Consider the following 11,636-nt stretch of genomic DNA (forward strand, 5'->3'; position numbering starts at 1 on the left):
GCGTGGCATGACGTCAGCGGGGTATGGGGCCGTCACACCCGAAGCGCAAGTTGCGCAACAATGCCAACACAATGGGCGGATTCCGGAAGTTCGCTGCGCGACCAACCTATGGCGTGATTGCGGAATTTCCGGACCTTCGGATTCACCAAGCAGGCCTTGATTTTGAGACAGTGGTGGCCGTCAGCTTAGCGTGTTCGTAGAGAATTTCTTCAAAAGAGGAACGTGGAAAATCAGACCCGAAGAGGCAATTGCCAGCATCAAGAATGTTTAATCGCACAAAAGTTAAGATCGCGAGTGCGGAACGATGTGCCTGGAAGTTAAGTAAGACCTGAACAGATAAAAGAAATTGGGCCTTGCCGGCGAATGCTGAAACAGAAAGCTTTACAAGAAGCGCAGCACGATCTTGTTGCTATCTGCAAAAGCCACGCTTGGTATCGGCCAGCTAACTCGTCTGGCCGATACCGCGACTTGCTTGATCAACGCAGGCCGGTGGCGCGATGAACGTTCATGGTACCCAAGACCTGTGAACTGCTGCTTGCGGTTGTACTCAGGCCGCCGGTAAGGTGATCGCCTTGGCTGCGTCACCGTCGCGCGCACCGTAGTGGACCAGCACCCGGGCCGCGCTTTCCGCACCCAACTTGCCAGCCTCTTGAACCGGCAAGCCGCGGGCTAACGCAGCCAGGAAACCACTCGCGTAGGCATCCCCCGCGCCGGTGCTGTCGACGACTTGTGGCACGTCGACCGCCTGGATGTGGTGGCGACCGTCGGCATCGGCCACAATGGAGCCCTTGTCGTGCTCGGTCACCGCCGCGATCGAGACCTGCGTCATTGCCCAGCCAAGCGCAGCGTCCGCGCCGTCGTGCCCCGCCAGCGCGGCCACCTCGACATGGTTGCCGACAAGGATGTCGACATGACGCGAGACGGTGTCGCGCATGACGTCAATGTTGCGCTCGACGCATCCGGCATCCGAAGGCGTCAGCGCCACCTTCGCGCCGGCGGATTTTGCCGCCTCGGCCAGGCGTTCAATCACCGCCGCGCCATGCGGAGCATCCCAGATGTACCCTTCGATGAACAGAATATCGAACGCTTCGGGCAGAGCCGCGAGCGCCTCCTGGGGCATGAGGGTGGTCGCCGCTCCCAGGTAAGTGCTCATGGTGCGCTCGCCGTCCGGCGTGACCAGCACGACGCAGCGGCCGGTGCCGTGATCGCCGTTCTGTGCAACGGCAACCGGCGCTGCCAGCCCCATCCCCGACATCTCCTCGCAGAAGGCATCGCCGAGATCGTCATTGGCCACCTTCCCCAGGTAGGTCCCCCGGACAGGCGTACCGGCCAGGTGCGCGATAGAATTGGCCACCGATCCGCCGGACTGGCGGATGCCGGGGCCGACATCCTCGAACAGGGCGTGGGCCGCGTCGGCATCCACCAGGTGCATGCCCCCCGGGGTCAGCCCGTGCCGCGTGACGACATCGGGCTCGACCGCGGCAACGACATCGACCAGTGCGTTGCCAAGACCCACGATATGCGGTGTTGGTTCGGTCATGTCTCGCTCCTCAATACCGGTAGTGTTCCGGCTTGTACGGCCCTTCGGGCTGCACACCGATGTAATCGGCCTGCTCTTTCGCCAACTCCGTCAGTTTCACGCCGATGCGGTCGAGATGCAGGCGCGCGACCTTTTCATCGAGATGCTTGGGCAGGACATAGACCTCGTTGCCGTACTGCCCCCCCTTGGTCCAGAGCTCGATCTGCGCCAGCACCTGGTTGGTGAAGGACGCGGACATCACGAAGGAGGGGTGGCCGGTGGCGTTGCCGAGGTTCAGCAGGCGGCCTTCGCTGAGCAGGATGATCCGGTTGCCCGAGGGCATCTCGATCATGTCCACCTGATCCTTGATGTTGGTCCATTTGTGGTTCTTCAGGCTGGCGACCTGAATTTCGTTGTCGAAATGGCCGATATTGCCGACGATGGCCATGTCCTTCATCGCGCGCATATGCTCGATCCGGATCACGTCCTTGTTGCCGGTGGTGGTGATGAAGATGTCGGCGGTCTCGACCACATCCTCGAGTGTGGTCACCTCGAAGCCGTCCATTGCCGCCTGCAGTGCGCAGATGGGATCGACCTCGGTCACCTTGACGCGTGCGCCAGCACCAGACAGCGATGCCGCCGAGCCTTTGCCCACATCGCCATAGCCCATGACCACGGCGACCTTGCCCGCCATCATCGTGTCGGTGGCGCGGCGGATGCCGTCGACGAGGCTTTCCTTGCAGCCGTATTTGTTGTCGAATTTCGACTTGGTCACGCTGTCGTTGACGTTGATCGCCGGGAACGGCAGGTGGCCCTTTTCCATCATCTTGTAGAGCCGGTGCACGCCGGTGGTGGTTTCCTCGCTGACACCCTTGATCATGTGACGCTGTTTCACGAACCAGCCGGGGCTTTGGGCCATGCGTTTGCGGATCTGGGCAAAGAGCGCCACCTCCTCATCCGAGGTGGGCGTCTCGATCAGGTCGGTCTCGCCCTCCTCGACGCGGGCCCCCATCAGGATGTAGAGCGTGGCGTCACCGCCATCGTCGAGGATCATGTTTGCGCCGCCCTCGGGAAACTGAAAGATCCGGTCGCAGTAGTCCCAGTATTCCTCCAGCGTCTCGCCCTTGATGGCAAAGACCGGCGTGCCGCCCTCGGCGATCGCCGCCGCCGCGTGATCCTGGGTGGAGAAGATGTTGCAGGACGCCCAGCGCACATCGGCGCCCAGTTCGACCAGCGTCTCGATCAGCACGGCGGTTTGAATGGTCATGTGCAGGCTGCCCGCGATGCGCGCGCCCTTGAGCGGCTTGGCCTCGCCGAATTCCTTGCGCAGGGCCATCAGCCCCGGCATCTCGGTTTCCGCAATATCCAGTTCCTTGCGGCCGTAAGCGGCGAGGCTGATGTCACGGATCGCGCTGTCCGTGGGACTGACTCTCTCTGGCTTGTTCATGTCGCGTCTCCCTTCTTCATTCTCGTGTTTCGGGTCACTCGGCTGCGGCGGACACGCCGAAGGTGCGGGCCAGTTCGTCGGCCAGGTCCGTGCGTTCCCAGCTGAAGCCGCCGTCATCGTCCGGGACGCGCCCGAAATGGCCATAGGCGGCGGTGCGGGCATAGACCGGCTTCAGGAGGCCCAAGTGCTCGCGGATGCCGCGCGGGGTCAGGCGGACCATCTCGCGCAGGGTGCTGGCCAGCTTGGATTCATCGACCCGGCCCGTGCCGAGCGTGTCGACATAGATGGCAACCGGCTCGGGCACGCCGATGGCATAGGCCAACTGAATCTGGCACTTGTCGGCCAGCCCCGCAGCAACCACGTTCTTGGCCATGTAGCGCGAGATGTAGGCCGCCGAGCGGTCCACCTTGGTCGGGTCCTTGCCGGAGAACGCGCCGCCACCATGCGGGGCCGCGCCGCCATAAGTGTCGACGATGATCTTGCGGCCCGTCAGGCCCGCGTCACCGTCCGGGCCGCCAATGACGAAATTGCCGGTCGGGTTGACGATGATCTTGTCCTGCGACGGCAGGGCCCAGCCCTCTTCCTTGAAGCAGTCAGTGATGTAGGGCTCGACGAGGCTGCGCACGTCGTCCTGGCTCAGTCCTTCGGCATGCTGGGTTGAGACGACCACGGTGTCGATGCCGACGGGCTTGCCATTCTGGTACTTCAGCGTCACCTGGCTCTTGGCGTCGGGGCCGAACTGGGATTGCTTGCCCGATTTGCGGTCCTCGGCCATGGTGCGCAGAATCTTGTGCGCGAACTGGATCGGGGCCGGCATCAGCTCTTCGGTCTCGTTGCAGGCATAACCGAACATGATGCCCTGGTCGCCCGCACCTTCTTCGCCCTTGTCGCCTTCGTCGACGCCCATCGCGATATCGGCAGACTGGGCATGCAGGCGGCAGACGATCTCGGCGTCCTTCCAGGAAAAACCATGCTGTTCATAGCCGATGTCCCGGATCGCGTCGCGGGCGATCTGCTCGACATTCTTCAGCACGCTTTCCGGGCCACGCACTTCGCCGGCGATGGTCACGTGGTCGGTCGTTGCCAGTGTTTCGCAGGCCACGCGCGATTGCGGGTCAGCGGCGAGGTAGGCATCCAGTACCGCGTCCGAAATCCGGTCGCACACCTTGTCGGGGTGTCCCTCGGACACCGACTCACTGGTGAATAGCCATGATCTGTCGCTCATAATTGTTCCTTTCTCCACTGTCGTGGGGTTCGGTCGCTTTTGGCAAAAATCGAATTTTTGCTGGGATCAGGCGATCTTGCGATCGGCTGATGACTTGTCCGGCGTGTAGGACAGGCTGGGTTGCAGCCATGCCTCCACCTCGGCAATGCTCATTCCCTTGCGCTCGGCATAGTCGGCCACCTGGTCGGGGCCGATCCGGCCGATCCCGAAATAGGCCGAGTCGGGGTGGGCAAAATAGAGCCCCGACACCGCCGAGGCGGGCCACATCGCGCAGCTTTCGGTCAGGGTGACGCCGGTATGCTCGGGCGCATCCAGCAGATCAAACAGCGTGCGCTTCTCGGTGTGGTCCGGGCAGGCCGGATAGCCGGCGGCCGGGCGGATGCCGCGATACTGCTCGCGGATGAGCGCTTCGTTGTCGACCACCTCGTCGGCGGCATAGCCCCAGAGACTGCGGCGCACACGGGCGTGCAGCGCCTCAGCAAAGGCCTCGGCGATTCGGTCCCCCAGCGCCTGAACCATGATGGCGTCGTAATCGTTGCCCTCGGCCTTCAGCCGGTCGGCGATATCGTGCACCTCCGGCCCAGCGGTGACGGTGAAGCCACCGACCCAGTCCTCGGTGCCCTCGGGCGCCACGAAATCGGCAAGGCACATCTGCGGCTTGCCGTTCGACTTGCTGCGCTGCTGGCGCAGTTGTGGCATGCGGGCGGCGGCGGACTTGCGGCTCTCGTCGGACCAGACGACGATATCGTCGCCCTGCGCATTTGCGGGCCAGAGCCCCACGACACCACGGGGATTGAACCAGTCTTCCACCTCGATCCGGTCGAGCATTGCCTGTGCGTTGTCATAAAGCTCGCGCGCCGCGGACCCCTTGTCGGGATCTTCGAAGATATTCGGGAACTTGCCCTTCATCTCCCACGTGTTGAAGAACGGGGTCCAGTCGATGAACTCTCGCAGGGTTGCAACGCCCATATCGTCGATGACCGTCAGGCCCGGCGTTTGCGGTGCGGGCGGCGAATAGCTGTCCCAATCGCCATCAAATTTCGACCGGCGCGCCTCCGCCAGCGCAGCGGTGGGGCGGTCGCCAGTGCCTTTCATGCTATCGCACAACTTGACCTGTTCTTCCGCAATATTGGCCAGAAAGTCCGGCCGCGCAGTTTTGGACAGCAGCCGCGACACCACGCCGACGGCCTTTGAGGCGTCATCGACATGGATCACGCCGTGCTCATACTCTGGCGCGATCTTCAGCGCGGTGTGCTTTTTCGATGTGGTCGCCCCGCCAATCAGCAGCGGCAGGTCGAAACCCTGCCGTGTCATCTCGGCGGCCACGTCGACCATCCGGTCGAGCGACGGGGTGATCAGTCCAGAGAGCCCGATGATATCGGCCTTTTCCTTCCGGGCCGCTTCGAGAATATCCTCGGCCGGCACCATCACGCCAAGGTCGACCACGTCGTAATTGTTGCACTGCAGAACGACGCCGACGATGTTCTTGCCGATATCGTGCACGTCGCCCTTGACCGTCGCCATGATGACCTTGCCCTTGGCCGAGGTGTCGCCCGCCAGGCGCTTTTCCTCTTCCATGTAAGGCAGCAGATGCGCCACGGCCGCCTTCATCACGCGGGCCGATTTCACCACCTGCGGCAGGAACATCTTGCCAGCCCCGAAGAGGTCGCCGACCACATTCATGCCGTCCATCAGCGGCCCCTCGATCACGTCGAGCGGCTTCTCGGCACGCTGGCGGCACTCCTCGGTATCGGCGACCACATAATCGGTGATGCCGTGCACCAGCGCGTGTTCCAGCCTTTTCTCGACCGGCAGTTCGCGCCACTTGGGGTCTTCCTTTTTGGATGCTTCGCCGGTGCCCTTGTACTTGTCAGCAATCTCCAGCAGGCGCTCGGTCGCATCGTCGCGGCGGTTCAGCAGCACGTCCTCGACATGCTCGCACAGCTCGTCGGGGATGTCGTCATATACCGTGATCTGCCCGGCATTCACGATCGCCATGTCCAGCCCAAGCGGGATCGCGTGGTACAGGAACGCCGAATGCATCGCCTCGCGCACCGCGTTGTTGCCGCGGAAGCTGAAGGAGACATTCGACAGACCGCCTGACACGTGGACGTCTGGCATCGCCTCCTTGATCAGGCGGGTCGCCTCGAAAAAGGCATTCGCATAGTCGTTATGCTCTTCGATCCCCGTTGCCACGGCAAAAATGTTGGGGTCGAAAATGATGTCCCAAGGCTCGAACCCGGCCTTTTCGGTCAGCAGGTCGTAGGACCGCTTGCAGATGTCGAACTTGTGCTGCGCGGTCTCGGCCTGTCCGTTCTCATCGAACGCCATGACGACCACGGCGGCACCATAGCGCCGCACGGTGCGGGCCTGTTCCAGAAACGCCTCCTCGCCTTCCTTGAGCGAGATGGAGTTGACCACGGCGCGGCCCTGCACGCATTTCAGGCCCGCTTCGATCACCTCGAATTTCGAACTGTCGATCATCACCGGCACGCGAGAGATATCCGGCTCGGACGCAATGAGGTTAAGGAAAATTTTCATCGCCTCTTCCGAGTCGAGCAGCCCCTCGTCCATGTTCACGTCGATGATCTGCGCACCGTTCTCTACCTGCTGCCGGGCCACATCGAGCGCGGTGGCATAGTCGCCCTCCATGATGAGCTTTTTAAACTTGGCCGAGCCGGTCACGTTGGTGCGTTCGCCGATATTGATGAAACTGGAAACACCAGTGGTCATGCTGCGCCCTCCTTTATGTCCGCGCCCTGGGTCTCGAACATCTCCAGACCGCTCAGGCGCATGTGCCGGACTTTCGGCGGGATCTTGCGCGGCGCCTTGCCCTCGACCGCCTCCACGATGGCGCGGATATGGTCGGGCGTGGTGCCGCAGCAGCCACCGACTATGTTGACCAGCCCTGACTTGGCCCATTCGGCGAGGTGCTCGGCGGTCTCTTCCGGGGTTTCGTCATAGCCGCCCATTTCGTTGGGCAGACCGGCATTGGGATAGGCGCTGACCCGTGTATCGGCCACCTCGGACAGGGTGCGCACGTGCTGGCGCATCTCGCCTGCCCCGAGCGCGCAGTTCAGACCAATGGAAAACGGTCGCGCATGGCTCATCGACACCCAGAACGCCTCGGGCGTCTGGCCGGTCAAGGTGCGACCCGACCGGTCGGTGATGGTGCCCGAGATCATCAGGGGCGGGATGGTCAGCCCCTCGTCCGACAGGCTGTCGATGGCAAAGAGCGCGGCCTTGGCATTCAGCGTATCGAAGATCGTCTCGATCAGCAGCAGGTCGGCGCCGGCCTCGATCAGCGCGCGCGCCGCCTCGCCATAGGCGTTTGCCAGGTCGTCGAATGCCACCGCGCGAAAGCCCGGGTCGTTCACGTCCGGCGAGATGCTGGCCGTCTGGTTGGTTGGGCCAATGCCGCCCGCGACCCAGCGCGGCCGGTCGGGCGTGGCGACCGCGTCGGCGGCCTCGCGCGCCAGGCGGATGGCTTCGGTGTTCATCTCGATCACGAGGTCGGCCATGTCATAGTCGGCTTGGCTGATGGCATTTGCGCCGAAGGTGTTGGTGCACAGGATATCGGCGCCCGCATGCAGGAAATCCTTATGGATTTTGCGAATCATGTCGGGCTGGGTCAGCGTCAGCAGCTCGTTGTTGCCGCCCACGTCGCAGGGGTGATCCTTGAACCGCTCGCCGCGATAGGTGGCCTCGTCGGGCTTTTCCTGCTGGATCATCGTGCCCATCGCCCCGTCCAGCACCAGGATGCGGTCGGCGTTGGCGGCGGCTATGTCTTTTGTCTTGGTCATGCGTCTGTCAATCCTTCAAGCAGCGTTCTCGGCCACGATGTTGGGGGTCAGCCCCAATGTTCTGCAAACGGCCAGCGTGACTTTCGGCTGGTTGAGCGTGTAAAAGTGGAAGTCGGTGATCCCGGCCTTCATCAGGCGGCGGCATTGCTCGGCGGCGACGCCAGTCGCGACCATCGCACGGGTTTCGGGCGCGGCGTCCAGCCCGTCGAACATCTGGCCCATCCAGTCGGGAATCGAGGCGCCGCAGCCCGCGGAAAACCGCTTCAGCCCCTCGAAATTGGCGACCGGCATGATCCCGGCCACGATCGGCGCGTCGATGCCCGCAGCACGCGCGCGATCGACGAACCGCAGCACGGTGTCGGTGTCGAAGGCATATTGCGTGATCGCCCGCGCCGCGCCGTTGTCGATCTTGCGCTTGAGGTGGTCCATGTCGGCGGCAGCATCGCGGGCCTCCGGGTGCACCTCTGGATAGGCCGCGACCGAAATGTCGAAATCGCCCTTGCGGCGTAGCGCCGCGACCAGTTCCGTCGCGTCGTTATAACCATCCTCAGGCAGGCTTTGGCCTTCCGGCAGATCACCGCGCAGCGCGACGATCCTGTGCATGCCGGTCTCCCAGAACGCCTCGGCCTGACGGTCGATCTCTGCCCGACTGGCGCCGACGCAGGTGAAGTGATGCGCCACCGGCAGCCCCGTGCGGTTACCCACTATCTCGACGATGCGCGCGGTGCGGTCCCTGGTGGTGCCCCCGGCGCCGTAGGTGACCGAAAAATACTCCGGGTCGGCCGCACTCAGTTGCGCCACTGTATCGCGCAGTCGGGTCACACCGGCCTCCGTCTTGGGCGGAAAAAGCTCGAACGAAATTGACGGCGTGTCGGACGTAACTTTCATGTGCGTGTCTCCATCTCGGTGATCGGGAGGGAAAAGCCGGGGGCGCGCCACGGCGCCCCCGTCGCGGGGTGTCAGTGTTTTACGGGTTTGCGGAAATGCTGGATGCCCCAGGCGAGGTGGCCGTCATCCGCGGCCTTCACCCAGTTCTGCAGGCCAAGCGCCATCTTGTCGAGATACTCGGCCGAGCAGCCCTTTTCGCGCAGCTCGGCGTAATGCGCCAGAAGCTCTTCGCGGACCCGGGCATAGTGCGCCCGCAGGTCGCCGACCGCATCTTCCTGCTGTACCGTCTCGAAGCCGAGCGCCTCGGCCGTCTGGCGGTAGAAGCTGGGCGAGCCCAAGCTGTTGAGCTGCAGCCGGTCATAGACGGGCTGCAGCACGCCTTCGGGCACGTCATCGGCCTGCATCGGGTCGGTGAATATCAGGTGACCGCCCGGTTTCAACACCCGGAACGCCTCTGCCAGGACCTGGTCGCGCTGGTCGGAATGCAGGAAGGCATCCTGGCTCCAGACCACATCGACACTCTCGTCGGCCTCGGGCACGTCCTCGAACACGCCGTGGCGAATGCTGATCTTGTCGGCAAGCCGTGCAGCGCGGACCTTGCCCAGATTATACTCGTTCTGCGTCTCGGAAATGTTCAGGCAGACAGCCTCGCAGCCGGTCTTTTTCACAACGGTGCGCATCGCTCCGCCATAGCCCGCACCCAGGTCCAGAACCCGGGATCCGGCTTTCAGGTCGGGCAGCGCGTCGATCATGCTTTCGATCGTCAGGTCGCTGGCTTCGCGGATGTTCTTGGTGGTCGCGTAACGCCCGATATGCAGGTCCTCGCCCCCCCAGATGGTGGAATAGAACGTATCGGCATCGTCACTGTCATAGTAGGTTTCCGCGACATCACGGATGTCCACCTGCCCATCGGCACCGTTGCCGCCCCAGCGCGCCACATGCTCGGCCGATTTCTCGGCGATGTGGATGAAGAAGTCGGGCTCCTCCTCGGCATAGGTGTCCTGGAAGTCGCCATAGGTGCGCACACGCTCGAACCCGGCTTCGCGGAACAGGCGGCGCATGTAATCCTTGCGGATGGGGCACAGGTTGAGCGTGTAGGACGCCCCGTCGGGGAAATCATAGCGCATCCGGCACAGACCGTCGTCGATATGCTCGGGTTCGGCGCTGACGTCATCGCCGCAATAGTAATACTTGTGCTTGCTGGAAAACCCCCTGTCGAGCATCGCGTCATAGTTTCGCTGGTCGAGGATCAGCACGCCGTCATGCTTGAGCGCGGCGTAGAACTCGGCCAAGGCGCGGCGACGGTCCTGCTCTTCGTGCAGGTGGGTGAACGAGTTGCCAAGGCAGATGATCGCGTCGTACTTGCCGTGAATGTCACGGTTCAGCCAGCGCCAGTCCGCCTGAGCCGTCTTTAGGATCAGGCCGCGGCTCTGGCCGTTCTCGAAGGCCTTGGCGACCATTGCCGCGTTGCCGTCGGCGGCGGTGACGTCAAAGCCCGCCTTGGTCAGGCGCACCGAGTGAAAGCCGGTGCCGCAGGCCACGTCCAGCACGCGTTCCTTGCCGCGCGCCTTCAGGATGTCGATGAAAAACTGCCCTTCGCTCTGGGCGCGGCCGTCCCAGTCGATCAGCTCGTCCCACTTGTCAACGAAGCTGGTGACGTATTCCTTGCGATAATGCCCCGTCTCACGGTCTGCCAACGGATCCTTGCTGTAGGCCTGCTGGGTCATGGTCAGTTCGGCGTTGCCGGCGACATCGCTGGTCATGTCTCTCTCCGTTATCTGATGACGGCAGCCCGCACTTGTCCGTAACCGGGCGTCCGGATTCCGCGGCGCGGAATACAGAGGCGGTGCCGTCAGGGTTGTCGTTGTCCAGTCCGCACGCCGTTGCGTGGGCAGATCCCTGTGATCAATGGCGGTTGGGTTAATTTGCGCCTCACCGCCCGGCCGGAAAATTTCGTCTATAGAAGTTTTCGCCGACCGTTAATGTCCCATTGCGTACCTTTTCAACTGAAGAGTATTCAACCTTTGTGTGCGAAATTTTCATGAAATCATGTAATCCTTCGCCCAAAAACCTGTAAACGCTCAATAAATTTCGCGCTTAAATATTCACCGTCACAGCCCGTATGCAGAAAACACGGAAAATCATGCGAAATGCCGCTTTGGAATACGCTTAGTTAAGCTAACTTTCATCAAGGTGCTGGGAGATGCCGGATGCGATTTTTCTTTCAATCACTTTATGCGGATGGTAAACTCAGCAGTAGAACTGCTTTGCGCCATCATGGGCGTTGTTGCACATCTCTGACGACAGAGGATTCACTTTGCGAATCCATGCGGTTACACGGGCTGCATGAGCAAGCCACCTCCCGCCCGCTATCGCACGACGAACTGGTCCAACTACAACGCCTCGCTGCGCAAGCGAGGGTCTCTGCTGATCCGGGTCGATAAGGACATGACCTGGCGCGCGCCGCGTGATGGGCGGCCTGGACGGCCCGCGGTGTTTTCCGATGCAGCGATCCAGTTCTGCCTGTCGATCAAGGTGCTTTTCAAGCTTCCATTGCGCCAGACCGCGGGGATGGTGGCCAGCCTGCTGCGTCTTGCGGGGCTGGACTGGCCGGTGCCGGACTTTTCCACCCTGTGTCGGAGGCAGAAAACCCTGGCGGTGCAGGTCCCGTATCGCCGTGCTGACGGGCCGTTGAACTTGTTGGTCGACAGCACTGGGATCAAGTTCCTCGGCGATGGCGAATGGCAGGCGCGC

General features: G+C 62.5%; 8 protein-coding genes. 1 reads left to right on the plus strand and 7 read right to left on the minus strand.

All coding sequences use genetic code 11. From position 1 onward, the window contains the following. Window positions 1–547: 547 nt before the first annotated feature. The 7 genes from ACFFU4_RS03455 to ACFFU4_RS03480 all read right to left on the minus strand — a co-directional run bounded on the left by ACFFU4_RS03455 (window position 548) and on the right by ACFFU4_RS03480 (window position 10,645). Entirely contained in the window at window positions 548–1,540 is a 993-nt protein-coding gene (locus ACFFU4_RS03455; RefSeq protein WP_377067083.1) for an adenosine kinase, read from the minus strand. A gap of 10 nt (window positions 1,541–1,550) precedes the next feature. Beyond that, a complete protein-coding gene (gene ahcY, locus ACFFU4_RS03460) occupies window positions 1,551–2,966 on the minus strand; it encodes an adenosylhomocysteinase (RefSeq protein WP_377067085.1) in 1,416 nt (471 codons plus the stop codon). A 34-nt stretch (window positions 2,967–3,000) separates the two neighbouring features. Beyond that, complete coding sequence (metK, locus tag ACFFU4_RS03465; RefSeq protein ID WP_377067087.1) at window positions 3,001–4,191, minus strand: methionine adenosyltransferase; 1,191 nt, start codon at window positions 4,189–4,191, stop codon at window positions 3,001–3,003. Between the two features lie 66 nt (window positions 4,192–4,257). Beyond that, window positions 4,258–6,924, minus strand: a complete 2,667-nt coding sequence (metH, locus tag ACFFU4_RS03470; RefSeq protein ID WP_446692658.1) for a methionine synthase — start codon at window positions 6,922–6,924, stop codon at window positions 4,258–4,260. After that, window positions 6,921–7,994, minus strand: a complete 1,074-nt coding sequence (locus ACFFU4_RS18365) for a homocysteine S-methyltransferase family protein (protein WP_446692659.1) — start codon at window positions 7,992–7,994, stop codon at window positions 6,921–6,923. Before ACFFU4_RS18365 ends, metH begins: the two co-directional genes overlap by 4 nt. Before the next feature lie 15 nt (window positions 7,995–8,009). Further along, entirely contained in the window at window positions 8,010–8,882 is an 873-nt protein-coding gene (metF, locus tag ACFFU4_RS03475; protein WP_377067089.1) for a methylenetetrahydrofolate reductase [NAD(P)H], read from the minus strand. A gap of 71 nt (window positions 8,883–8,953) precedes the next feature. After that, window positions 8,954–10,645: a glycine/sarcosine N-methyltransferase gene (locus ACFFU4_RS03480; RefSeq protein ID WP_377067091.1), complete on the minus strand. Its 1,692-nt coding sequence runs from the start codon at window positions 10,643–10,645 to the stop codon at window positions 8,954–8,956. A gap of 583 nt (window positions 10,646–11,228) precedes the next feature. On the opposite strand from ACFFU4_RS03480, the gene ACFFU4_RS03485 reads away from it, so the two are divergent. Beyond that, a partial coding sequence (locus ACFFU4_RS03485; RefSeq protein WP_377067093.1) for an IS5 family transposase occupies window positions 11,229–11,636 on the plus strand: 408 nt, incomplete at its 3' end.

It is taken from the genome of Roseovarius ramblicola, assembly GCF_042430665.1.
GTDB classification, from domain to species: domain Bacteria; phylum Pseudomonadota; class Alphaproteobacteria; order Rhodobacterales; family Rhodobacteraceae; genus Roseovarius; species Roseovarius ramblicola.

Bases quoted from the DNA above. Each gene is read 5' to 3' on its own strand.
- ACFFU4_RS03455 (WP_377067083.1), bottom strand. From the start codon at position 1,540: ATGACCGAACCAACACCGCATATCGTGGGTCTTGGCAACGCACTGGTC.
- ahcY (WP_377067085.1), bottom strand. From the start codon at position 2,966: ATGAACAAGCCAGAGAGAGTCAGTCCCACGGACAGCGCGATCCGTGAC.
- metK (WP_377067087.1), bottom strand. From the start codon at position 4,191: ATGAGCGACAGATCATGGCTATTCACCAGTGAGTCGGTGTCCGAGGGA.
- metH (WP_446692658.1), bottom strand. From the start codon at position 6,924: ATGACCACTGGTGTTTCCAGTTTCATCAATATCGGCGAACGCACCAAC.
- ACFFU4_RS18365 (WP_446692659.1), bottom strand. From the start codon at position 7,994: ATGACCAAGACAAAAGACATAGCCGCCGCCAACGCCGACCGCATCCTG.
- metF (WP_377067089.1), bottom strand. From the start codon at position 8,882: ATGAAAGTTACGTCCGACACGCCGTCAATTTCGTTCGAGCTTTTTCCG.
- ACFFU4_RS03480 (WP_377067091.1), bottom strand. From the start codon at position 10,645: ATGACCAGCGATGTCGCCGGCAACGCCGAACTGACCATGACCCAGCAG.